A 25,523-nucleotide genomic window follows, 5' to 3' on the forward strand; every position below is an offset into this window, starting at 1 on the left:
TGGTGTGATTAATTTAAATCCAATAGGGATTAATAGACTAAAAGTAATAAAAACTTAAAATATGGAGTATAAAAACTGTTTATTATAAGTATAAACTACTAACTTTGATAGTTTGCCAATATTGCAATTATTAAAGCCAAAAATATATTTTATGAAATCAGTAGTCATTCAAGGAATCAAAGGATCTTTTCACCATGAAGCAGTTGGGAAGTTCTTTGGTTCAGAAGAAGTAGAGATAGTGGATAGCCCTACTTTTAATTCGTTAGTAAAACAGTTAGTCAATAAAGAAGTAGATTATGGCATGATGGCAATAGAGAACTCTATTGCTGGATCTATATTACCTAATTACTCGTTGTTAACTAAGAATGACTTGTATATTTGGGGAGAGATTGCTCTTCCTATTAGACATAATTTACTAGCCTTAAAAGGACAGACATTAGCAGATATCACAGAGGTGCGTACACACCCTATGGCCTTATTACAATGCGAGAACTTCTTAGATCAATATACAGATTGGAAGCGTCTGGCGATGGATGATACGGCTACATGCGCTAGAAATATTCAAGAGAAAAAGTATAAAGGCGTTGCGTCTATCGGGTCTACACTAGCCGCAGAGATGTATAATCTAGAGATCTTAGCAGAGAATATCCACGACGTGTATGACAACTATACACGATTTTTCTTGTTAAGTAGAGAGCCAAAAAAAGTAGAAGGTTTTAATAAAGCTTCATTATATTTTTATACGGATCATCAAAAAGGAAGTCTAAATAGAGTCTTAGAGATACTAGCTTCTCATGATTTAAACTTGAGTAAGATACAGTCTGTGCCTTTGTCAGGAAGTGTATTCCAGTACTCATTCCACGCAGGTGTTGTCTTAGTCAATGAAGATTATGACAAGTACTATAAAGCAATAGAAGAAGTAACTAAAGCTACTCGATACTTAAAGGTATTAGGAGAGTATAAACAAGATAAATTAGTAATACCAGACCACCAATAGCTACAATTTTAGTAGTAAATTAGTAAAAAGCGTGAATGAGATTATTCACGCTTTTTTGATTCACGAAGTATTTTGAATTTCTAAAAGGAATAATTGACTGAGAATAAGAATTGTCTAGGAACTAAATTTGTTTTTGTAACAGTGTGATTAAAGTCGGTAATAGATGTTGCTGTATAATATTTTTGATTGAATATATTATTAAGTTCATAAGAGAAGTTCCAATTAGAACCTACTGGTTTGTAATTTAATTTAGAGTCAAAAAAAACATTTAACTTTCTATTGTTGACAAGATCACCAAAAGAATAAGAATCAGCATTAATATCTAATACTAAACTTTTATTTAGTGTGAAATGAAGGTTTAGACTAGTTTCATTATCTATAAAATTATCTTTTCTATCTGTTTTAATTGTAGAGTTATACCAAAGTGTAGATAATTGATAATTAAAGAAGTTATCAAATATAGAGCTTATTTCTATGCCATAATTAATAGAGGTACCTTGTACTTTTCTCAATGCTGTATTATTGATAGAATTGTAAAATTCTGATTGACTGATTCCTAAAGTAATTTTAATGTTATTCTTTAGTTTTTTTAGATAGTAGTTTAGGTTTGTGTTTAGGTGATAGGAATCACTGTTTTGTATAATCATACTTTTGGATAGGGTATAGTCTTCATATAAAGAAATGTCCTTAGAGTAAAAGTCATTATAATGTGTATAATTAAAAAAAACATTAGCAAATACACGATCTGAGTAATTGCCAAGTGTATAATATATACCTAAAGCGCTGTTAGTGAGTGGTTCTAAATTACTTGTTCCTTTTACAAAATTTCTGAATGAAGACTGAACGTAGTTCTCTAATAATTGATCCATTTTGACATTAGTGTAATTGTGTCTATAATTAACACTAATTCGATGTTGATCATTTGGGATCCATTGTAATTCAATTTTAGGAGCAATTATTGCTTTTTTATTATCTAAAGTAGTGGTCGTGTTTTTTAGTTTATTGTTTAAAATGATAAAATCAATAAATGGAATTATTTTTAGGTTTCCGAATTCTTTAGAATATTTACTGTTTAAGTATAGTTTATTAGTTTTTAATGAAAGATTGTTATTGTCTTTTTGTGTACTTTGAATAGGGCTATATCCTTCAACGTAACTTCTTAGAGCCGTACTAGTATATGTATTACCAATAGAAAATTCTACTAAATCGCCATTCTCAAATTTATTCATATAACTTACCTTTAATGCTGTAAAATTAACTTTAGTAAACACATTTTGATTAAATAGAGAATTAGGAGTATTTAAGTATAAATTGGGATTTAATAAGCTAGAGTGAGTTGTTTCGTCATAAATATTTTTACCATTTATGATTAGTACTTTGTTTTTAGATAATTTATTAGTGTACTCTACATCTTGCTCTATTCTAGGTGTTTTTTCCCTTACTTCAGAAGAACTGTTTTTATCATTATATTGATAAGAACCTTTTGATGTTAGATTGGTCTTACTTCCTTTAACGGTATAAAGAATCGAATTATTAATATTAAAATCATGATTGATATCTAATCTCAAAAAGTTTAGATCTTGTTCATTCTTAGATCTTGATTTATCATTAAAAGTATATACATCAGAACTATCAAAAAGGTGTTGTAATGATTCTCTTTGGGTTTTAAATGAGTTAGTACTGAGTATACCGGTTAACTTAATATTCCAATTCTCATTAGGAGTATATATATTATTAATACTAAGAAGGTTGTTATTACTTGATTTATATCGTTTATTATCAATACTAAGGGAGGTATGTGAGAAGCTTAGTAAAGAAGGGCTATATGCTGATTCAAATAAATTGGTAAGATTACTAGAGACAATAGCATTTAAATCACCAGAAATATTATAGTTCATATTGTTGCTAGAAAGTAAGTAAAATGTTTTTACTTTTTTGTTAAAGTTTAAAATGTTAGTTCTACCGAGGTGTTTTACTTTTTCATCATACCCTGAACCAGCTTCTATATTTCCAAACCAGATATTTTTAAATTCTTCTTGCAAAGTTATGTTTAAAGCTATTTTATTACTGTCTTCAATACCTTTTAGGTGTTTATTATTAGAATAATTTTTTAGTATTTCTACTTCAGATAGTGGTTTGATGGGGATGTTTTTAGTGAGTACTTTGTATCCTTTTTCAAAGAAGTCTGTTCCATCTACCATAATCTTTTCAACTTCTTGACCACTTACTTTTACAGTTCCATCTTTTGCTACATCTATTCCAGGTAAGTTTTTTAATAAGTCTTCTAGTACACGTTCATTACCTTTAGTAAAGTCCTTTATATTATAGACTATAGTATCTTTTTTAATTGTTATCGGTTTTTTTATTGTTATAGATAGTTCTTGAAGTTCTTCTGCTTCATATTTAAGCTGAAGGAGCTTTTGTATTCCCATGTTTTCTTGGGAATCAAGAAGTTCAAATGACTTTTTCTCGAGTCCAAAAGAACGTAGTGTAAGTTTACAATTTGTACATTTTTCTTTAAGGGAGATTAAAAATATTCCTTGGTTATCTGTAATAGTAAAAGCAATGTTTTTGTTTTCTTGATTAGTAATTAGTGCTGTGACATTACTTATAGGAGAATTGTTTTCGTCTATTATTTTAGAAGAAATAGTTTGACTATATGAATACCCATAGATAAATAGAAATAAATAATATAAATAGGTTTGTACATTTTTCATAGGGTATTCATATAGTTTATCTTAGTTAATCAAGATAATGTTCTTTTTTTCTTAAGTAATCGTCAAGTATTTTTTGCAGTTCTTCACAAGATCTCTCATGTTTGTGAGCTCTATAACAATGCATAGTAACGGACGTACCTGTATTATTTGACTGTGCAAAGCATAGACGGTACCAATTTTCTCCTTCTACTTGATCATTTTCTACAACGCTTATTGGTAAGGTTGTTATGGAATTAAATGATCTTGAATAAAGAAAATCTGTTTTTAAAATTACTAGCTTCTATCTTACTAATAAACCGAATAAATAATACTATAAAACAATGTTTTTCTTCATAAACGTATAGTTTAAGGTTGCATCTCCCATTCATAAATTAGTTCAGGACCAATTCTATAGTAAGTTGTTGACTCCCTTTCCATTTTAAGCCCTGCTTCTGTCTGTAAACGTTTACTCATCAAATTAGTATTTTCTGTAGATTCAATTTGTTCTTTTTTAACATATTTTTGTAGAGATATTGTACTTTTACTTAAATCGAAAATAGGTTTTTCTGTATCATTTTCTTTTTTGATAGTAACAAGTATCCATGTATAAGTACTATTATGAGATTTACCTTCTATTTCGAAAATTAATCCAGGTAATCCAGAGAATTTCCAAGGACCATAGGGTATAGGATAATCTAGAGAATACCAAGCGATATAATCTCGTCCTCTAAAGGTTGATGTAGCTTTGTTTAGTACTATTCCTCCTTCGATTTCTTTAGTCTCATCTAATAAATCCCATTTAATTACAGGTATAGCTTCCGTTATAAGCAACTCTTTATGTGTGCTAGAAGAAGTGTAAAGAGAGTCTTTTTTGAAATCTAAAAACAAAGTGCTTTTCAGACGTTTATTTGCACCACCAGAACCTTGACTTATACCAGTCTCTTTATAACTTTTATTATTGAAAACAAAATTATTTTGGTTATATAAGGTTGTTTTTTTATTTAAGTCAACATGTAGTTCACCATCATTAGATATAGTCTTTAAAAAATTATTATTAATTTCTTTGTACTCTATAAGGTATAAGTTTTGTTCTTGTGCTATAATACTAGTTGTGTATAATATTGTTATTATAAATAAGATAATTTTACTCATTGTTTTTTATTTTAAATATAATGTTAAGGTTTTATTAAAACAAATAAATAATTTGATTTGTTAAGTAAATTGTTGTAATAATTTGATTTCATATTTTATGAGTTATGTTAATCTGAGTAACTATTTAAAAATAAAAAAGGAAGAATTAAAACAGTATCCTAATTCTTCCTTTTTTACCTTTATTATGTTGCCAAAGTTTACTGCTTAGAAACCAACAACAATCCTGCTCCGATAGGGAGGATGACTTTCTTAAACTTATTCTCATCTATTCCATTGATAAACTCTTCTACTTCTGCTTCATGTGAGATTACGTTATCTACTACCAATAAGCTAGACTCAGTCTGATCTAATAGACGTTCTAGATCTTTCCAATACCCTGTATAATAGCTTCTCTCTGCATCTAATAATATAAGATCAAAATCAAGACTAGTGTCTGCTAGAAACTGTCCTGCATCATAGGTTAGTAATTCTACATAAGATTGTAGGTTAAATTGTTTTAGGTTTTCAAATGCCTTATTTGTACGTTCTCTTTCGATATCTATAGAGATGATTTCTCCTTGATGATGAGATACAGCTTCAGCTAGCCATATTGTTGAAAAACCATTAGAAGTACCTAATTCAAGTATTCTTTTAGCTTGTTTTGTTTTGACTAATAGCGAAAGAAACTCTGCAGACTCAGGTTCTATATTACGCCATTTATCTAATCGGTCTATTTTTTGAGCATCCTCTTTTTTAAAAGTGTCATAGAGAGCTAAGAATGCTTTTTTTAATTCAATATTCATACTGAAGGGATTTTTATCTGATTCTGAACAACTAATTTACAGAATATACGTTAGTATAATAAGTAATTAAAGTAGTATTTTTGAGTAATAAATAGCTAAAATAGAGTACATTTATCTCTATATGTCTATATAACAGAATAGTATGAGAATTTTTTTGATGGTTTTACTGTGTAGTTTAAGTATAACTGTGCAAGCAAAAAAGAAACCCAGCTTAAAACGAGCTGATAAATATTATAAGAATACAGAGTATGCAAAAGCGGCTGACGAATATAAAAGACTTATATTAGGCCGTCGTACAGCTGATTATATTTATTTGCAATTAGCAGATTGTTATGATAGGTTAAATCAAGATATTGAAGCATCAAGATATTATGGTAAGGCGATCGCCCAAAATGACTCTACACTTAAGCCAGATATTTATTATAAGTATGCTAAGGTGATGGAAAAGAATGGACGCTATGAAGCGGCTAAAGATATGATGCAACAATTCGTTCGCCGAGCGCCTCAGGATGCAAGAGCAAAAGACTTTTTGGCCAAACCAGATGCACATAAGGCCTTAGTTGACAGATATCCTACTTATATGTTTCAGGAGTCAGGTCTTAATCATTTAGAATATGACGATTTTGGAGCATGGTTAAATCCAGGAGATACGTTGTATTTCGCATCAAATAGAACAAAACACGAAAAGAAAATTCCTAGAAAGATATTTGAAGTAAGAGATAAATGGCAGCGCAAACCTAACTTTGATCTTTATACAGCTGAGTTTAAAGGAAAAGATGAACCTATAAAAGGAATAACACGTATTAAAGGGCGTGTCAATAGGCGATTTAATGACGGACCTAGTGTGATCTCTGCTAATGGACAACGTATCTATTTCGCTTCAGAAGCCTATAGAAACAGGAAGTTTAGAAAGAATGATAACGTTAAGCATAGAGATCATCTGATGAGTCTATTCTATGCTAAAAAGAAGAAAAAGAAGTGGAAGAGGGTAAAACCACTGCGCTTTACTCGCGCTGGTTTTATGTATACGAATCCTGCTTTATCTCCTGATGGCAAATTCTTATACTTTGCTTCTAATATGCCAGGAAGTTATGGGGAATTAGATATATGGCGCGTAGCTGTATTAGAAGATGATGAGTTCGGTACACCAGAGAATTTAGGGCCAGTGATTAATTCAGGAACTCGTAATGATTATCCTTTTGTTTCATCAGATAATAAGTTATACTTTAGTTCTGATCGATGGGGAGGATATGGAGGAATGGATGTGTATGTATCAGATTTAAATAATCTATCTAATGCACCTACTAATCTTGGAGAGCCTATTAACACAGCTAAGAATGATTTTGCTTTCAGTTTTTATCCTGATAAGAATATGGGATTATTCTCTTCTGATAGAATAGGTCGTATAGATATATATAAGGCATTCCCGTTGTGCTTTGTTGAATTTAGAACCATGCTTAAGAACAAGAGCTTTAATACTCCTGTAGCTGATGCTAAAGTAGAGTTTATCAATACTAGACGCAGAGTAGAGGATCACGGAGTATCTAGTAGAAGTGGAATGGCTAGAGGAGAAGTGAAGTGTAGCGAGACTTATAAGATTAAGGTATCTCATCCAGATTATTTAGATGAAATTATGGATATCACAGTCAATGCTGAAGAAGGAGTACAGGAGATAGACGTATTCTTAAGACCTCTAGAAGACCTCGTAATAGGGAAAGACAAAATCGAATTAGGAGATATTCAATTTGCATTCAATCAGACTGAAATTACAGAGAATAGTAAGTCAGAATTAGATAAGCTAGTAAAAGTGATGAAGCGTTACCCTAGTATGCGAGTTAAAATTAATTCACACTCTGACAGTAAAGGGAATCCAGCTTATAACCTAAAATTGTCTAATGATAGAGCGAAGTCTACACTAGATTATATCGTGTCACAAGGAATTGAAAGTAGTAGATTAGAATCTCAAGGATATGGATCACAAGAGCTAAAAATAGAATGTGAACCGTGTAGTGAATGGGAAGACGCACAGAATAGACGTTCAGAATTTATTATCCTTCAGAGATAGAATTGTGAACATTAAAAATAACTAAGGCAGTAAGGGAACTTACTGCCTTTTTTACTTCTATAACCTTTGGTTTTATTGGTAAAATTTTCCAAAATAGAAGTTTATTGTATTTGTTTTGTTATTAAACTAGCTTTATATAGAGATTTTAATATTTATTAATTTTTTAAATTAAGTTAATTATATGTTAATTGCCTCTAGAGGTATTATCGCATTAAGTGATTGTGAAGGGGCTAGAAGAGATACGTATAAAATGTTTATTTTGAAATAAGTATTCTTTATTTCGATGGATTAATTGTAAAATAAATAATTTGTTAGCTATTTTTCATGTTTAAATAGTGGATCTGCTAGAAGTATAAAATCAGATTGTGACTTAATGATTTTATGAGGGGCGAACTTATTCTGTCTAATATCTGCATTAGGTGATTGGAGTAAAAAAGCTAGTATTTATAAGGATTTGTATACTACAAAAACATGTTTACATTTGTCTTGTACAAAAAACATAACAACAAAATAATTGATACATAATGATCCGTTAAACAGGCTTTATAGATTGTCCTTTTATTGTATTTTACAATAGTATTTTTCATAGTTAAAAGGAGAATCAACTCTAGCCAAGTTAGCTTTAGTTTAATTGATTTGTACTATGTTTCAAGGAGTCTTTATTATGTTTTCGTCATCTCCATATCTAGTAATATGGTTAGTAAGACAAAAGACTCTTATAATTTTCATTCCCTCCTAAACTTAATTTTTTTAAAAAATATTGCTTGTGAAAAAGAAATTGAATTAGGATTAGTGAGGGATTGTTTTTAAAGTGTTAATTAAGAAAGGATTTAGTGAAATCCAAATAAGGTGTTTTTCAAAATTGTTTTATAGGGAATGAGAGGTAGGGATGCCTCTCTTTTTCTTATGCAGCACTGAGATATGCGTATATCAACCAAGAAAAAATAGTTGTTGTCTTGATAGTAATAAAAAAGCCTATTTTGAATTATTCAAATAGGCTTTTTGTTTTATCGCGTTTGACTCTCTATTAGAAGGTCAGTTAACATTGACATTTTCTTTTTATAGACTTCTGAGATATCGTTGTCTTCATATAAATCAGAATTACTAATTGGAATAGAATAAGGCAAAGACCACGCTCTAAGTGCTTTTGCTATATTGTCTAGAGCTTGTATTCCTTGCATGGCTTGGTTACCAGCTGACCAACAAGTGAATCCTACTATTTTATTCGTTAAATAAGCAGGATGATCTTTGGCTGTTATTTCTAACCAATCGATAGCATTCTTCATTACTCCAGTAAGACTACCATGATAGAGTGGAGTAAGCCAAATCATTACATCTGCTTCTCTAAAAGCATTTGCAAAGGTGATAACGTCTGCTGGAACATTATCCATTAATCTAGCTTGAAATATAGGAATTTGAAAATCTGATAAGTGAACCTGTCGAACTTCAATATTAGAATTTATGAACTGATCTGCATAATATTGTGCAATGCGTCGCGATGTACGGAATGCTTCTTCATCTAAAGAACCATTAAAAATTAAAGCTTTCATAAAACTAAATTGTTATTAATTGACTAAGGTAAAGAATTTATTAATTGTAAAACGTTTATAAACCTATCTTAATTTTTATTTAACCCTCAGTAGAAATTAAAGAATATTGAATCTAAACTTCGTTGTTATTGATTTATAGTTACTTGTATAAAAAAACCTGTGAAGTATAATTTCACAGGTTTTAGATATTTAATGACTGTATGCTGTTACAGTCTTGTGTTTTACAATGAATTTTTCTTTGCTAAGTCAAACTTCATAATCACCTTATTGTTTTGTAAGATATTTAAAGTCTGATCTGTGATTTCGAATGGGTAAGTAGAATTGTCAAAGTATTTTAAAAACTCATCTTTGCTACTGTTACCACATGATTTAGTGGTATCTGATTGAAGTTCAAATAAAGTAACTGTACTCGTTTTTGTATTGATAGCAAATGGAGCTTCAAATAAAGCACATCCCGTATTTCCTTTAACTAGATAATTGTGGAAATCAAAGGTAATCCATTGTCTATAAGGTCTTTTTTCAGAATTGTCTAACTCTATTAGTTTCCAGTCATATCGACGTAAGTCTTTAGCTAGTTTATCTAGTTTTTCGTCAGCGAATACGTATTCGATTCTATCTTTAGTCATTAGGTATAATAAACCTTCTTTTTCATTAAAGGTTATTGTACCATTAGAAATACGCTTTAAGAACTTGTTCTCGTCATACTTCACGTCTGTAGCACATTCTTTATTCGTTTTAGAGTCAAAACGAGTAGTCAGATGTGTACCTTTTGAGTTAACAGAAGTTTTCGTTACAGGAATTTTAAATACATTACACCCAGCGTACCCGGTGATAGTAGATCCATATTCACGATTAAGCATAATATGTTTATCTGTAGGAGTTAGAGTTCCAGGTTTACTATTGTCTTGTAATACCCATCTAACATTCCATATACCATCTGGTGCTAATGGATGTCTTTCTTGAGAATCGAAAGAACCTTGTTGTGCAAAAGTTACTAAGCTTGTTAAACAAAGAAATAAACTAGTAGCGTATTTTTTCATAATAAATATTAAAATAATTCTAAATATACGTGATGCATTTACTTTCTTTTTCTTAACTAATCAGTCATAATGTTTTGATTTTTATGTGTTTAGTTTTTTAAGAAGTATCTGTAAATGATTGCGAAAAGATAGTAATTCCTATTTAATAACACAATTTATAAGAGATATATTATTGATAACTTAATATAAACTAATAAGATATATATATAATAAGGGATTGTATTTCTTTTTTTGCGTATTTCAAAAGATTATAGAGATTGTGTTTTAGTCTTTAGGCATAAAACCAAACATGAGAACTAACTTTTCGTCTTGATAGAAGTTTAGAGTTTGTTCAGCGATATCATAGCGGTACGTTTTATCTGTGAAGTAGCGCCCATATCTCTCTTTTACTTTGCGACTTGCTCTATTTTTAGCATTATAAGGAATTTCAAAACTTCTGAAATAAAAAGTAGCTTGATCGAAATAAAAGTCAAACTTCACCTCAAAAGGGATATTGTCTATAGTACCTGCCATAATTTTGTTTTCAAAATCAAAAGAAGAAATCATCTTAGGTAGATTCTCTGAATTTCGATTTAAAGCAATTAGTCCCCAGTTAAATCTAGAGACGAATTTACACATACGGTCAAATGCAGTACTGTAGAACTTATATTTAGTCTTTGCATCTTTTTTTAGTAATAAGACATCTGTTGTACTACTTACAGTTATAGCACTAGACTCTAAAACGCGGAAGAACTCTAAGTCTTCTTGTGTCCAATTAACTGCTGTAGGAGTAGATAAGAACTCTGTTTTATCAGTTAATAAGATATATTCTGTAGCGTTATCTTTGATTTGCTGAGCAGGTATTCTAGCGTAGATTGTTTTCTTCTGATCTGGATTGATCGGTTTGTTGGCTAATGCTATTTCTAGAGCACTATCAGTCCATTGTAGGATTAGGTTTTTCTCGTTGTCTTGTATGATCCACTGTTCCTTTTGTATCTGTTCTTTTGTTAAGGGAAGAGGATCTTCTATCTTCTGAGCATGCAGAACTAAAGATAGGGTTAAGGCGATGAATATTATAATTTTAGACTTGATCATGAGCAATAGAATTATTAATCTTTATTCAAAGATATTAATATGATTTAGAAAGCAGACTTTGATTACATACAATTTTTGGAAGATATATGTTTAATAAATTGGTGACAAACAATATTTAATTGTAAATTTACCCCCCAAAAACAACTCTTTTATATATGAATCCAAAAGTATTACTTACTTCAAAAGAGATTGATATCATTCTACACCGTTTGGCTTGTCAATTAGTAGAAAAACATCTTGATTTTTCTAATACCCTTCTTATTGGTATTCAACCACGTGGTAAATTTTTAGCAGAACGTATAAAAAGTATTCTAAAGACAGAATATGGTATTTCTGAAGTGCCTTTAGGCTTTTTAGACATTACATTCTTTAGAGATGACTTTAGAAGGCATCAAAAAACTCTTGAAGCAAACAAAACGCAAATAGACTTCTTAGTAGAAGATAAGAAAGTCGTATTTATAGATGATGTACTTTATACAGGACGCAGTATACGTGCCGCTCTTACTGCTATACAATCTTTTGGTCGTCCAGCAGAGATTGAGTTATTGGTCTTGATAGATCGTCGTTTTAGCAGACACTTACCGATACAACCTGATTATAGAGGTAGACAAGTAGATGCCTTTGACGAGGAGACTATCCGTGTGCATTGGTCTGAACATGAACAGGAAGATACGGTCTTTCTAGAAGAAACTGAAAAAAACTAACTACCTAAATCTACTCATAGAAGTACAATGAAAGAATTAAGCGTAAATCACCTTTTAGGAATTAAGTATATCAATAAGCATGATATTGATCTAATTTTCGAAACAGCTGATCACTTTAAGGAAGTAATAAATCGTCCAATTAAGAAAGTCCCTTCTCTTCGAGACATTACGATAGCGAATATCTTTTTTGAAAATAGTACTCGTACTAAATTATCTTTCGAATTAGCACAGAAACGTTTATCTGCAGATGTAATTAGCTTTTCTGCTGCTCAGTCTTCAGTGAAGAAAGGAGAAACACTAATTGATACTGTTAATAATATCTTAGCCATGAAGGTAGATATGGTAGTGATGCGCCACAGTGATGCAGGTGCTGCTCACTTCTTATCTAAGAACGTAAAAGCAAGTATCATTAATGCAGGTGATGGAGCACATGAGCATCCTACACAGGCGTTATTAGACAGTTATTCTATCCGCGAAAAATTAGGAGATGTAGCAGGTAAGAAAGTAGTTATTGTAGGAGATATTCTACACTCACGTGTGGCATTGTCTAATATCTTTGCTTTGCAGATGCAAGGAGCTGAGGTAAGAGTATGTGGGCCTAAGACATTAATCCCTAAGTATATCGAGAGCTTAGGTGTGAAGGTAGAGTCTAACTTAAGAAAAGCTCTAGAATGGTGTGATGTAGCGAATATGCTTCGCGTTCAGAATGAGCGTTTAGACTTTAGCTACTTCCCTAATACAAGAGAATATTCTCAACAGTTTGGGTTGACTAAAGAGATCTTAGATTCACTAGATAAAGAAATCGTAGTAATGCACCCAGGACCTATTAACAGAGGGGTAGAGATTACTTCTGATGTAGCTGATTCACAACAATCAGTAATTTTAGATCAAGTTGAGAATGGAGTAGCAGTTCGTATGGCTGTTATCTATCTATTAGCTTCAAAAATTAAATAATTCAAGCCAGCCATTTTGTTGGCTTATTTTATATCTATAGAACACGTAATATAGCACAATATTCCTTGTGTTGTATTACGTGTTTTTTTATAGTTCATTCTTTGATAAGAGTATTTATTATAGATATCTTTCCCCCAGATTAAGCATTAGTCAAATGCTGTAAATCAATTCTACTTCATATCTCTTTCATTTCTTCTAATACCATACTATTGAATGCTTGTATCCCTAATTCACACCCATTTTGTATAATTACTTTTCGTTTACATATCTGTAGTGTATTTTGGGTTTTAAAAAAAGTGTATATTTGTATCGTACTTATTTTTATATCAGGTGTATACCTCAATTCTTATTGTTTGAAAAGTACACAAATCAAAGTACATTACTTCCTTGTTTGGCCTTAAAAAAACACCATTTTTAAATAGGTTTATTTTCGCATTTTATACCGTTTGTTTTAGGATTAGCTTGAGGTTATGTTATCTTAATCCTAGTGTTTATCATGCTTTGTGATGTGTTTGTTTTGGGTTTGTTCGGAAAAAGCCTTATTTTACCGAAACTCTTCCAAAGAACTCCCGAACAAAGCTAATATGAAACTTATGTATCCCTCTTTTTCATTGGGTTTGTAGCGTTGTTCGGTAATTGCCGAACCATTGTTTTTACAGGATTATATAGTTCGTTTTGAGAAGAGTAAAAAATACTATATTCAATTTATTTGGGTTGATATGGATTACGTAAATCAAATAATTTGCTTTTTGGGTGTAAATGCATTGTGTTGGACATGTGTAGTCGTTCCAATCGTCACGGGGACATAGCTTGCGGATACGTATTTCCATAATATTTTTACTCTGCTATATGATAGTATTGATATTCGTTTTATATTCGCTTAATCAAATTAAGGCGTATATAATGAAAGTAAAAGAAAAAGGTCATACACTTATTATAACGAGTGACGAGGGAGATATAGTAGCGTTTCTTAAAAAGTTAGAGGAGCAGTATGAGCATAGTCTTGTGCAGTCTAATTTAATACTAGATTTAACGAAGGTTAAATATGATGTATTGGAAGGAGATTTGGCGTATTTTGAATCTCTAGCAATACAACATATAGAAGAGGCTAATAAATCTTTTATTATTGTTATAGAATCAATTGACTTTAATGAGTTTGATGGAGATTTGATTGTTGCTCCTACTTTACAGGAAGCACATGATTTGATAGAAATGGACGAAATCCAAAGAGACTTAGGATTTTAGATAAAAATAGAGAAAAAGGCTTAAAGTAATTTAAGCCTTTTATTTTGACTTAGCTTGTCGTTTTTGTAAATTACAAGCTCAAAAATTAAAACGAAACTACATTGAAACTTACTATATTAGGCTGTTATGCAGCGACACCAAGAACGATAACTAATCCTACATCTCAAGTTCTAGAGATGGCGGGGCATATGTTTTTAATCGATGCAGGTGAAGGAACTCAGGTACAATTAAGACGTCATAAGTTGAAGTTCCAACGTATCAATCATATTTTTATTTCTCATTTACACGGAGACCACTTTTATGGATTGATAGGGTTGATCTCTACATATATGTTGTTAAACAGAACGTCTGATCTACATATTTATGGACCTAAGGGAATTAAGGAAGTGACTCTATTACAGTTGAGATTGTCTAATTCTTATTCTGGATATAAGTTGTTCTTTCACGAGCAGACGAGTAAAGAGAGCAGAGTGGTATTCGAGGATGATAAGGTAGTTGTGAGAACAATACCCTTAGATCATCGTGTGTATACAAATGGGTATTTATTCGAAACAAAACCTGGTGATAGAAAGTTGCGCATAGGAGCTATAGAAGATTTAGGTATCGATAGATGTTATTATCAGAAGATCAAAAGTGGAGGTAATATCACATTAGATGATGGTACTGTAGTGGATAATAAGGATATTACATATGATCCAGATCCTACGGAGAGCTACGCATTCTGTTCAGATACTTACTATTCTGAAGCCATAGTACCTATCATCAAAGATGTAGATGTATTATACCATGAGAGTACTTTCTTAGACAGTGAAGAGCACTATACAGAAAGAACGAAACACTGTACAGCTAAGCAGGCGGCAAGTATTGCAAAGCTAGCGAATGCGAAGACTTTAATATTAGGACATTATTCTACGAGATATAATGATATTACCTTGTTTAAGAAAGAAGCAGAGACTGTGTTTAGTGGCACAATACTGAATGGAGACGATGGTAAAGTGTTTGACTTATAATAGATTTAGATATGAGTGACTTAAGTGATTACAGAAAATCGTATGAGAAGAGTGTATTGTTGGAGAGTAGTGTAGACGAAAACCCAATGATGCAATTCAAGAAATGGTTTTATGAGATAGAAGATTTCGGCGGAGTAGATGAGGTCAATGCAATGACAGTGTCTACAATAGGTTTGGATGGTTTTCCGAAGTCTAGAGTGGTACTCTTAAAGTCTTATGACGAAGAGGGATTTGTGTTTTACACAAATTATAACTCTGAGAAAGGGAAGGCTATTATCGCTAATCCACATTTGTGTTTATCATTCTTTTGGCCTTCTGCGGAGCGTCAGATTATTATCAAAGGTATTGCTAGTAAGGCTAGTGCTGCGCAATCTGATAATTATTTTGACAGTCGCCCCTTAGGGAGTAGATTAGGCACTATCGTATCTAATCAGAGTGAGGTAATCCCTAATCATCAAGTGTTAGAAGATGCTATCCATAAGTTAGAGGAAGTAGAGACAGAAGCTACTGTTAAACGCCCTGAGAATTGGGGAGGATTTGTAGTAAAACCTGTGTCTATTGAGTTTTGGCAAGGAAGAGCTAATCGTCTTCACGATCGTATTCGATATACACTGACAGAAGATGGTTTAGATTGGAAAATAGAACGATTAGCACCATAATATGAAAATAGCAAAGATAATATTCAATATATTGATACTGTTCTTTATGGGATGGGCACTAGTTGAAAGTTCTAAGGATGAACCTAATATCTGGATACAGATAGTCGGAGTAGCCTTGTTCTTTTTTGCAATGGCTAAATTAATGCAAAAGACACCTAGTAATACTCATCAACAAGGACCTGCCGAACGTGAATTTGATGCAGGAATAAAGAAAGATTTAATCAATCAAGCAAAAGAAGAGAAAGATGCTTAGCAAAGGAGATTATGTACAAGTATTAGATGAAGACGAAGAAGGAGTAGTCATCAATATTATAGGAGATGAGGTAACGATAGAATCTAAAGATGGTTTTGTTTTAACTTATAAACCGAATGAACTTCTAAAAATAGCCAAAGAAGACGAGGTAGATATGCGTTCGGCTAGTACTAGAAGCTCGGTTAGTGAGGCATTACAAGAAAAAGTAGATCCTATAAAACGTTCCTTTACCAAAGAGAAGCGTTCGCGTAAGGATGAGTTTATTTTAGAGGTAGATTTGCATATAGAGAAGCTTACGAATGACTATAGACGCATGGAGAAGCACGATATGCTAACTCTACAGCTTGATACAGCTAGAGGTCAGGTAGAGTTTGCTATTCGCAATCGCATTCCTCGTATTGTATTTATACATGGAGTAGGCGAAGGGGTACTCAAGGCTGAATTAGAGTTTCTATTTAGTAGATATCCAGAAATTGTAGCAGAGGATGCGAATTATCAGAAGTATGGATTAGGTGCAACACAGATTTACTTTAAACAAAACGTCAGATAAATTAAGAATTAGTTCTTTTAAATAGACTTTTAATATAGAATATAACGACAATATGGCTAGGCTGTATTGTCGTTTTTTTTAGGTCTAGAAGAAATCGAAGACATGTATATATTATCTAAAAAAATAAGTCATTGTGGCAAAGTGTTTTAGTTAATTAAAAAAAGAGGATTTGTGATATACTTTGGATTTAATTATTTTTTACATTTGCTACACTAAATTAATTTATTCTAAATAAGAAATACATACTATCCATGTCACTATCTACAAACTATTCAAGCATGACCAAGGGAGTATTCAGCTTTTGTTTACTACTGTTTACAGCAACTATGCTTTCACAAAACGTTTTGGTGAAAGTAAACAATCAAAATAATAAAGGAATAAAAGGAGCTGAGATATATCTGAACGGCGAATCTAAAGGAGTTACTGATGATAAAGGAGAAGTGAGTTTAGACTGGTCTTCAGTAGGTGATGCTACTATGCTAGTGACTGCAACTGGATATGATGAGATGATTCTAACAGTAGTAAAATCAGAATTAGAAAGCACGATAACTGTTAGCTTACAGTCAGTAGAACAATCATTAGATGAGATAGTAATCACGGCGGGAAGGAGGGCAGAGAATATCGCTACTATTCCTTCTTCTGTAACGATTATAAATCAGAAGGAGATGGAGAAGCAGATGAATGTTACGACTGATATATCTACGATATTAAGTAATTTAGTACCTGGATTAGGAAGTGCGACGAATAAAGGAACTTCGTCTGGACAGACCTTAAGAGGAAGACCTCTATTAGTGCTAATAGACGGCATTCCACAATCTACACCATTGATGAATGGAGCTCGTGACATACGTTCTATCGCACCATTTGCTATAGAACGAGTAGAGGTGATAAAAGGTGCTACTTCTATTTATGGTAATGGTTCTACAGGAGGGATTATTAATTATATAACAAAGAAGAATAGAGGAGAACAAGCTTTTGGCGGAACTACAGTATTGGGAACTTCGTTTAATCCCGCTAACAGTAGCGGTACATTAGGTTATAAAGTATCTCAGTCTTTTGGAGGAAAGTATAAAAAGTGGAACTATATGGCTGGTGCATCTATTGATTATACAGGTGTACAGCGAGATGGGGATGGAGTGATATTAGGACAGACAGATGGACTGTCTAATACGTATCAAAAGAACTTATTCGCTCAGATTACTTATGATATCAATGATCATTCGTCTATCCGCGCTTTTTATAATGGATATACGAGTACACAACACGCTAGATATATCAGTAAGATAGGAAAATATGGTAGTGAAGCGACGATAGGGGTGGCAGGGACAGACCCTGGAGAAAATTCAGGTACGCCATATAATCACAATGTTATGTTGGGGTATACAAATAATGACTTGTACTTAGGAACACAGTTAGATGTGTCTTTGTATATGAATTCATTTCGTTCGATGAATCGCTATGTAGAAAGAGGAACGGCGTGGTATGGACCTGGACAAACGAGAATTAACTCTAAAAAGAAAGGTATTCGCTTAAATTTAAACACACCTTTTACAGTGTTTAAGATGCTGAGTGAAGTAACTTATGGAATAGATATATTAAACGACAAAACAGATCAAGATTTAACGGATGGTCGTGTGTATATCCCTACAATGGATATGGTAAATATCGCGCCTTATGCACAGTTAAAAGTAGATATATTAGATAATTTGATATTGAAAACAGGAGTCAGATATGAGAATGCTAATGTAAAGGTAAATGATTTTAATACGATTGCTACAGGACCTAATAACGAGGGAAGTATTTTTGTTCAGGGCGGTAAGATTCCTTATAAAACAACATTGTTTAACGTAGGATTGCGCTATAATAAATACGAATATTTTAATCCTTTTATTAGCTTCTCTCAGGGGTTTGCTATTAATGAATTAGGGCGTATCTTAAGAAGAGCAAAAGAGAGTACATTAGACAAGCTAGAGACAGAACCAATCATTACGAATAATTATGAAGTAGGTTTTTCTAGTAGATTTTCTATATTTAGTTTTACAGGGTCATACTTCTTAAGTACATCTAAGTTAGGAGCAAATTTAGTAGACATAGGAGGATATTTAGTAGCACAGCGCGAACCTGAGCGAGTACACGGATTTGAAGTAACTGCAGAGGCTATACTATCTCCACAGTGGACTGTAGGGGGATCTTATGCTTACGTAGAGGGAAAAGCAAAGTTTGATGATGGAAGTAAAATTTACTTAAATGGGGGGCGTATTTCACCGCCTAAAGCGACAGCTTTTGTCTATTATACTCCATCGGATAAATTAAATATACAGTTGTATTGGTTGTATTCAGGTAATAGAAATCGCTTTAATCCTACTGAAAAAGGAGCTTACAAAAATAGCGAAGGAGCGGTAAAAGATATTAGCTTATTTAACTTAGCATCAACTTACACTATAAATAAAGCCTGGAAGATAAATGTAGGTGTTGAAAATTTGTTTAATAAAACGTATTATCCAGTAGTGAGTCAGTACAGAGGGACTGATGCGGAGTATGTGAGAGGAAATGGAATGCAGGCTAATCTAAGCGTACAATACAACTTCTAGTAGATGAAGAAATTTATGCTATGGCTACATAAGTGGCTAGGATTAATAACAGGAATTGTCATTGTCATCGTAAGTATTACAGGGAGTATTTATGTACTACACGATGATTTGAAGAAGGTAATATATCCTGATAACTTTTATGTCAACGACTTTTCTGATCAAGTAAATAGAGAAGCATTGTCACTCTCCTTTCTTCAAAATCTAGCTCAGCAGGCAGTAGGAAAACACTATCCGATTAATAGAGTAGATATTTATCCCGCTAAAGATAGAACCTGGGTTTTTAGAACACTCAAGACAGATAAGAAGGCAATAGGATATTGGAATGAAGTAACTTATTATAAACGTGTATTTATAAACCCCTATACAGGTAAAGTTCAAAAGGTAGAAAATACCAAGAAAGAGTTTTTCTATGTCGTGCTACAATTACATCGAAATCTTTTATTAGGAAGTAAAATAGGAGGTTGGGTAGTAGGGGGTAGTACGGTGTTATTTATTATTATTACGATTACAGGCTTGATCTTATGGTGGCCTAAAAGGTGGAAGGGCAAGACGTTTAGACGAAGTTTCTTATTTGATTTTTCTGTCAATTGGAAGAGGCTAAATCATGATTTGCACAATTTACTTGGGATGTATACCTTTTTTTTAGCTATAGTGATAGGGATAACAGGTGTATTATTTGCCTTCCCTAAGTTTAGAACTAGTGTTGAAACTACTTTAAACAAGGTTGATGAAGAGAAATTTCAAGTGATGGAACCAAATGCTTTTGATATTGTACCTCAGATAACAAGTAATACATTAGACAATGCAGTATTCTATGCCTTAGACAAGTTTGGCTATGCTGATATGATGTCCATTCGTTTATCTAAGGATGAGGAAGTACCCCATAGTTTACAGATCCGTTTAGAAAAGGACAAGACGAGTAAGTTCGAGTGGTTGTATTTTGATAAAAAGTCAGGAGAGATAACTATGCGAACAGATCATACTTATACTTCAATAGCTTTAGGTACTAAAGTAAATTCTTTGAATTTCGATTTACACGTAGGAACGATATGGGGATACCCCACTAAGGTACTCGCTTTTATAGGATCGTTGATATGTGCAAGTCTACCTATTACGGGATTTGTGATTTGGTATAACAAGCAAAGAAAAAAAGGAAAAAACCAAAAAATAAAGATAAGTCATTAGTCTCGTACTAATGACTTTTTGTTGTACTATTTTAAAAGGATAAAAAAATCACTTAGTATACCCACCTAGGCATAAAAAGTGATTCTTCATTAAATTCATACTAATACACAACTTCATAAAGATACAATAAGTTTTAATAAGAACATAGTTTTTAGATAGATAAAATGATAAGCTCTTTATTAGATAACAACTTTATAAAAAACGTTGCTATATATGATGTTTTAAGCTACTTAATCATAGTGTGTATAAGTGTAAAGAGTGTTGTGTTTGTATTAAATGTTGGTTTTATTTGATATAATAAATCTTTTTATTGTTCATTTTGTGTTATTTTAGAGTGTATTCTTCTATTGTTAGTATACTTAATATTTGTATTGTTATGGTAAAATTTTGTTAATAGTATTTAAAAAAGGATTATATTAAACTTTTTTAAAATCTACCAAACTATGAATATTAAATATATAATCTGTGCAATCCTATTGGGAACAATTAATGTGATGGCACAAGATGAAAAAAAAGAAGAAAGTACTTTATTAGGGGTTTTGACACAAAATAATGGAGATCAAACGACTAAAAAAGTAAATACATTAGAGGTGTATCTAGACTCAAAGTACGAAAACTTAACCAAGACCAGTGGGGCTGGTACTTCAGATAGCAAGTTTAGATTAGTGCAATCACGAGTATATTTAAAAGGAAATTATAATAATAAGCTTACTTATTCATTGCGCTATAGGTTAAATGAATCAGTTGCTTCAAATGCATTAGAATTTGCCTTCTTAGAGTATAACATAGATGATCACTGGACAGTAGGAATGGGAAAACAGTTTACAGCATGGGGATCTACTGAGTTGTCATATAATAGTGCTGACCTATATATGTTTACGAATATTATTGGTTCTATTGAGCTATTTAGTCCAGGAGCGAGTGTGGCTTATAAAGTGAAGGGACAGTCTTTCAAACTGCAAATGGTTTCTCAGGGAGAGCAATTCGCTGCTGAAGAGTATAAAAATAAAGCGTATGGAGGACTGTTTTTATGGGAAGGAGAATTGTTTAAAAAGCATTTGAAAACACGTTATGGTTATGCGCTATTCCAGCATGATGCAAAGAAATATTACAGTTGGGTGACTATGGGAAATAGATTGACATTGAATAACTTTATGGCGGAGGTAGATTGGATGTATGGTTTTAGAAATGTAGGAGATGCCGCTTTTACAGATTTTAATACGAGTACAAAGGGAATTGCGTATGTAAAGGATAATGTAACAACAGCTTCTGTGAAGTATAAGTTCCACAAAGTGACTCCTTATGTAAAAGCGATGTATAACTATAGAAAAGATCTTGAGAGTAATGTATCTTATACTTTAAAAGGAGTTTCGACAGCGATAGAGTACAATCCTTTTAATGATAGAGCGTTTAAGGATCTTAGACTTTTTGCAGCTTATAATTTCTTGAATTATAACTATAAAAATTATGAACTTTCTAAGTCAGATAAGAATGAACATCAGATAGCAGTGGGAATAAGATGGATGGTTCCGTTGTTTAAATTATAAAATAGAGTATGTATGATGAAGTACCATGAATTACTAATAGACGAAGAGAGTAAAAAAATGCAATTGTTTAAAAATCTATCAGAGCAAGAGGATAGAGAATTAACCCAGCTAGTTAGTTCTTTGATTAAACAAGGTAAAAAATACAGAATGCAGGTTGTAGCTGAAGACATCGATAAGCATAATGTTTACCTCGAAGGATATGATTTAGTAGAAAATTTATTGTAAAAATAGAAGAACTAGAGTAAGAATTTTTACTTGTAGATTAACAAGACTTGTTGTCCTATCTTAGGATATCAGGTCTTTTTTTTGTTTAAAAATATAATATTGTAAAAAACTGTATTTTAGTTGTTTATAATTTTTTTTGATTTTTTTTATCAAATGCATGCAAGTTTTTTCGAAAACGGGATTTATATAATAGGCACTCGCTGTAAAATATTTTTAATCAATTGAAATTATAAGGAAGTGAGGCATTACAAGAGCATATATTAATGACTATTAATAATGTGTTTTCTGCTTTTATTTAAAAGCTTAGATTAAAATTAGTAATTTATTTAGTTTTTACATAGGACAGCCTATTACTAAGAGACGGGTAGTAGGTTGTCTTTTTTTTGTAAATAATAAAAGTGTTTTTAGTTTGTAATGTATTGTTTTGTAATATTTTAATTTTTGTTTTTTGTAATTTTATATAGAATATATCATTTTTTTTAATTGCCTCATGCAAGGATTTATGGAAATTGGATTTATGTAGATGAGTACTCACTATTAAATATTGTTAAACAAACTGAAAATATAGTAAAATGAGAGCAGTAAAAAGAATTAAAACGTTTGCAATCTTATTTAGTTTAGTTGGTATTAGTTTTACATCGTGTATTAGTGATGATAATAATATAGAACCAAATAAACCTGTTAAGATAGGAGATGTAGTAGGAAGTTATAGTGGGAAAGCTTTTACTCTACAAGGGCAATGGATGAATGAACAAAATACAATTTTTAAAATTAATGATAGTTTGATTGTATTTGATAATTTACCTGTTAGGGAACTTGTCGGGTCAGTAGTTAAAGATGCTAGAAAAACTGAAGAGATATTAAACAAGATGGATAAGGTAAAGTATAATCTTGCTTATACATCAGTAGTAGATGAGACTGGTACAGCGTTACTATTAACTATGGATCCTAAAGAATTGAAGTTTACAATTCCGATGGATGATACTAAAAAAGATGTAGTAGCACATATTACTACAAAATATAAAGGAGTCTATGTCTCTAATAGATATGATATGGTGAAGTTTGAGTGGGTAGTAGATAAATTAACTGTAGATGGAAAAGAAGATAGTGACTTTGTAGAAGTTAAATATTTTTTCCCGGGATCTATTAAAAGGTAAGTAAGAAAAGTTTTACCCATATTTAGATACCCAACATAATGTTTGTACAACAGATGACTAAAAAAGATAGTGTAGAACGAGGATTAGTGGATAGATTACAATCTAAAGACCAATCTGCTTGGAGAGAATTTTATGAATTCTATTCAGGGCATTTTACCTATGTATGTATGCGATATCTTAAGAGTCAGGATGATGTAAAAGATGTAATGCAGAATAGTTTTATCAAGATTTTTAATGCGATTGGCTCATTTGAATATAAGGGGGTGGGTTCTTTAAAAGCGTGGACGACACGATTAATCATCAATGAATCTTTAAAGTTTCTGAGAGATACTACTAAAATAGAATTTCCTACTCTAGTAGATGATTTAGTAGATGTAGTTGAAGAAGAAGAACCTAACTTAGATGAGATACCAGAATCAGAAATTTTAGAATTGATACGCTCTTTACCTGATGGATATCGAATGGTTTTTAACCTTTATGTCTTTGAAAAAAAGAGTCATAAAGAGATTGGTAGACTATTAGAAATAGGAGAAAGCTCTTCAGCTTCTCAATTTCATAGAGCAAAGAAAATACTCATGCAGAAGATAAAGTTATATAATAAACCTAGAACAAACGCCTTATGAACGATAAATGGTTAAATGATCTGGAACAGAAGATGAAAGATCATACAGAGATCGGACCAGAGGGGGTGTGGGAGGATTTGGAACAAAAGCTTTTTGGAGAAGAGAAGGGAAAAATCATACCATTATGGTCAGATACTGTACAACAGACAAGAAGTACACAAGAGGTACCTAAAGGAATTAATGTTAAGAGAATTATAGGGGTTGTTGCTTCTGTAGCAATACTGTTGATAGGAGGGGTTGAGTTATACTTGAGAAGTGGACGTGCATTACAGCATGATGATGCAGTAAAAGAGAGCATTGTTATAGAGTCTAAGGAGAGTGAGTTAATGCCTAATACTACGAATAGTTTAGACCTTAATAAGGTAGAAAAAGAGATAATAACCAAAGAAACACACACAAATACCAAAGCTTTGACTTCAAATGAAAAGGAGAAGGCAAGCAGTAAGACTATCGAGGCAATAGAAGAAAGGAGAGAGACTTCTATTGTCGAGATAGCAGATAATTCGAGTCGAGAGAAACAAAAGGTTGAAATAGCTCCAGATCTAATAGATAAGAATAAGGTACAAGAGCAGTTAATAACCTTAGTAGAGGAAAGTGATCAAAATGTAGAGACTGCAATTGTCGAAAATCAGGCTAAAGAAGTAGAAATAAAAGCTCAGGCAAAGTCTAAAAAGAATAGAGGATTTTCATTAGGGCTAATATCAAGTAATATAGCCTCGACTTCTAGTATGCAACAAAGTGGTTATAATATGATGAATGGAGGGATGAAGCTAGGAGCTGATGCACCTTTAGATTTAGGAATGGCTGGAGCTGTATTATCAGAGATTTATGTTGCTAATCAGAATAAAGAGGTTTATACTGACATTACACATAAGAAACCTATACGCTTTGGTGTAGCGTTATACTATCCTATGGGAGAGAAATGGGGAATCAATACAGGTATTACTTATACTAAATTATCGTCTGATCTTACTTCGGGAAGCCAAGAATATAAGATAATAAATACGCAGACACTACATTATGTAGGAGTGCCTATACAGGTGAATTATAACCTATGGGAAAAAGGTAATTTCTCTGCTTATGTCAATGGTGGATTTCATATTGAGAAGTCAGTATATGGCACACTGAAAACAAAGTTTAAAGCTGATCAAAATGTAGAAAGGGGACCTGATAAAAAGGTGACTGCAAAAGGAATACAGACATCTGTGAATGCAGCAATAGGTATGGAGTATAAACTAGCAAAAAGTGTAGGGCTGTTTGTAGAACCAGGGGCGAGATATTATTTTGACAATGGTAGCTCGATCAAAACTATTTATACGGAGAAGCCTTTTGACTTTAATATGCAGTTAGGATTGCGTTACTCTATTCCTAATACTAAGAAGTCTACTGATAATAAAGAATAAACGTTTAGAAAGTTGTGAGTAGAAGCGTGTCTATATACTTCTATTTTTTAAAAAGCTATGA

Annotated in this window: 22 protein-coding genes; 16 read left to right on the top strand and 6 right to left on the bottom strand. The window is 32.1% G+C overall.

Annotated elements, in window-relative coordinates:
- The first annotated feature begins 151 nt into the window (after nucleotides 1–151).
- On the top strand, nucleotides 152–997 hold the full coding sequence (locus AABL85_RS06065) for a prephenate dehydratase (RefSeq protein ID WP_341309501.1): 846 nt from the start codon (nucleotides 152–154) through the stop codon (nucleotides 995–997).
- 80 nt (nucleotides 998–1,077) lie between these two features.
- Here the strand turns inward: AABL85_RS06065 and AABL85_RS06070 are convergent, their stop codons facing one another.
- The 3 genes from AABL85_RS06070 to AABL85_RS06080 all read right to left on the bottom strand — a co-directional run bounded on the left by AABL85_RS06070 (nucleotide 1,078) and on the right by AABL85_RS06080 (nucleotide 5,627).
- Entirely contained in the window at nucleotides 1,078–3,714 is a 2,637-nt protein-coding gene (locus tag AABL85_RS06070; RefSeq protein WP_341309502.1) for a hypothetical protein, read from the bottom strand.
- 345 nt (nucleotides 3,715–4,059) lie between these two features.
- Nucleotides 4,060–4,845, bottom strand: coding sequence for a GLPGLI family protein (locus tag AABL85_RS06075; protein WP_341309503.1), 786 nt, complete (start codon nucleotides 4,843–4,845; stop codon nucleotides 4,060–4,062).
- A 197-nt stretch (nucleotides 4,846–5,042) separates the two neighbouring features.
- A complete protein-coding gene (locus AABL85_RS06080; protein ID WP_341309504.1) occupies nucleotides 5,043–5,627 on the bottom strand; it encodes an O-methyltransferase in 585 nt (194 codons plus the stop codon).
- A 142-nt stretch (nucleotides 5,628–5,769) separates the two neighbouring features.
- On the opposite strand from AABL85_RS06080, the gene AABL85_RS06085 reads away from it, so the two are divergent.
- Nucleotides 5,770–7,692 (top strand): OmpA family protein, encoded by a 1,923-nt coding sequence (locus AABL85_RS06085; protein WP_341309505.1) that lies wholly within the window; start codon nucleotides 5,770–5,772, stop codon nucleotides 7,690–7,692.
- A 1,007-nt stretch (nucleotides 7,693–8,699) separates the two neighbouring features.
- Here the strand turns inward: AABL85_RS06085 and AABL85_RS06090 are convergent.
- The 3 genes from AABL85_RS06090 to AABL85_RS06100 all read right to left on the bottom strand — a co-directional run bounded on the left by AABL85_RS06090 (nucleotide 8,700) and on the right by AABL85_RS06100 (nucleotide 11,356).
- Nucleotides 8,700–9,242, bottom strand: a complete 543-nt coding sequence (locus AABL85_RS06090; RefSeq protein ID WP_341309506.1) for an NAD(P)H-dependent oxidoreductase — start codon at nucleotides 9,240–9,242, stop codon at nucleotides 8,700–8,702.
- 221 nt (nucleotides 9,243–9,463) lie between these two features.
- Complete coding sequence (locus AABL85_RS06095; protein WP_341309507.1) at nucleotides 9,464–10,282, bottom strand: META domain-containing protein; 819 nt, start codon at nucleotides 10,280–10,282, stop codon at nucleotides 9,464–9,466.
- A gap of 264 nt (nucleotides 10,283–10,546) precedes the next feature.
- Entirely contained in the window at nucleotides 10,547–11,356 is an 810-nt protein-coding gene (locus AABL85_RS06100; protein ID WP_341309508.1) for a hypothetical protein, read from the bottom strand.
- A 155-nt stretch (nucleotides 11,357–11,511) separates the two neighbouring features.
- Here AABL85_RS06100 and pyrR point away from each other — a divergent pair, with 155 nt between their 5' ends.
- The 14 genes from pyrR (at nucleotide 11,512) to AABL85_RS06170 (ending at nucleotide 25,462) form a co-directional block, all read left to right on the top strand.
- Nucleotides 11,512–12,060 (top strand): bifunctional pyr operon transcriptional regulator/uracil phosphoribosyltransferase PyrR, encoded by a 549-nt coding sequence (gene pyrR, locus AABL85_RS06105; protein ID WP_341309509.1) that lies wholly within the window; start codon nucleotides 11,512–11,514, stop codon nucleotides 12,058–12,060.
- Nucleotides 12,061–12,087: 27 nt separating this feature from the next.
- Nucleotides 12,088–13,014: an aspartate carbamoyltransferase catalytic subunit gene (locus tag AABL85_RS06110; RefSeq protein ID WP_341309510.1), complete on the top strand. Its 927-nt coding sequence runs from the start codon at nucleotides 12,088–12,090 to the stop codon at nucleotides 13,012–13,014.
- Between the two features lie 903 nt (nucleotides 13,015–13,917).
- Nucleotides 13,918–14,259, top strand: a complete 342-nt coding sequence (locus AABL85_RS06115) for a ribonuclease Z (RefSeq protein WP_341309511.1) — start codon at nucleotides 13,918–13,920, stop codon at nucleotides 14,257–14,259.
- Between the two features lie 101 nt (nucleotides 14,260–14,360).
- The gene (locus AABL85_RS06120) at nucleotides 14,361–15,269 is read left to right on the top strand and encodes a ribonuclease Z (protein WP_341309512.1); all 909 of its coding nucleotides are present in this window, start codon (nucleotides 14,361–14,363) and stop codon (nucleotides 15,267–15,269) included.
- A gap of 11 nt (nucleotides 15,270–15,280) precedes the next feature.
- The gene (pdxH, locus tag AABL85_RS06125; RefSeq protein ID WP_341309513.1) at nucleotides 15,281–15,928 is read left to right on the top strand and encodes a pyridoxamine 5'-phosphate oxidase; all 648 of its coding nucleotides are present in this window, start codon (nucleotides 15,281–15,283) and stop codon (nucleotides 15,926–15,928) included.
- A 1-nt stretch (nucleotide 15,929) separates the two neighbouring features.
- Nucleotides 15,930–16,181, top strand: a complete 252-nt coding sequence (locus tag AABL85_RS06130; RefSeq protein ID WP_341309514.1) for a hypothetical protein — start codon at nucleotides 15,930–15,932, stop codon at nucleotides 16,179–16,181.
- Nucleotides 16,174–16,731 (top strand): DNA mismatch repair protein MutS, encoded by a 558-nt coding sequence (locus tag AABL85_RS06135; RefSeq protein WP_341309515.1) that lies wholly within the window; start codon nucleotides 16,174–16,176, stop codon nucleotides 16,729–16,731. The genes AABL85_RS06130 and AABL85_RS06135 overlap by 8 nt, the downstream gene beginning before the upstream one ends.
- Nucleotides 16,732–16,982: 251 nt before the next feature.
- Nucleotides 16,983–19,322, top strand: coding sequence for a TonB-dependent receptor (locus AABL85_RS06140; protein WP_341309516.1), 2,340 nt, complete (start codon nucleotides 16,983–16,985; stop codon nucleotides 19,320–19,322).
- A 3-nt stretch (nucleotides 19,323–19,325) separates the two neighbouring features.
- The gene (locus AABL85_RS06145) at nucleotides 19,326–20,507 is read left to right on the top strand and encodes a PepSY-associated TM helix domain-containing protein (protein WP_341309517.1); all 1,182 of its coding nucleotides are present in this window, start codon (nucleotides 19,326–19,328) and stop codon (nucleotides 20,505–20,507) included.
- Nucleotides 20,508–20,950: 443 nt separating this feature from the next.
- Complete coding sequence (locus AABL85_RS06150) at nucleotides 20,951–22,054, top strand: porin (RefSeq protein ID WP_341309518.1); 1,104 nt, start codon at nucleotides 20,951–20,953, stop codon at nucleotides 22,052–22,054.
- A gap of 12 nt (nucleotides 22,055–22,066) precedes the next feature.
- On the top strand, nucleotides 22,067–22,279 hold the full coding sequence (locus AABL85_RS06155) for a hypothetical protein (RefSeq protein ID WP_341309519.1): 213 nt from the start codon (nucleotides 22,067–22,069) through the stop codon (nucleotides 22,277–22,279).
- Nucleotides 22,280–22,851: 572 nt separating this feature from the next.
- Nucleotides 22,852–23,436 (top strand): DUF4840 domain-containing protein, encoded by a 585-nt coding sequence (locus AABL85_RS06160; protein ID WP_341309520.1) that lies wholly within the window; start codon nucleotides 22,852–22,854, stop codon nucleotides 23,434–23,436.
- Nucleotides 23,437–23,489: 53 nt separating this feature from the next.
- Nucleotides 23,490–24,059 (top strand): sigma-70 family RNA polymerase sigma factor, encoded by a 570-nt coding sequence (locus AABL85_RS06165; RefSeq protein ID WP_341309521.1) that lies wholly within the window; start codon nucleotides 23,490–23,492, stop codon nucleotides 24,057–24,059.
- A complete protein-coding gene (locus AABL85_RS06170; protein WP_341309522.1) occupies nucleotides 24,056–25,462 on the top strand; it encodes a porin family protein in 1,407 nt (468 codons plus the stop codon). Before AABL85_RS06165 ends, AABL85_RS06170 begins: the two co-directional genes overlap by 4 nt.
- The last annotated feature ends 61 nt before the right edge of the window (nucleotides 25,463–25,523 follow it).

This window comes from Myroides odoratimimus (genome assembly GCF_038039805.1).
GTDB lineage: Bacteria > Bacteroidota > Bacteroidia > Flavobacteriales > Flavobacteriaceae > Flavobacterium > Flavobacterium odoratimimum_B.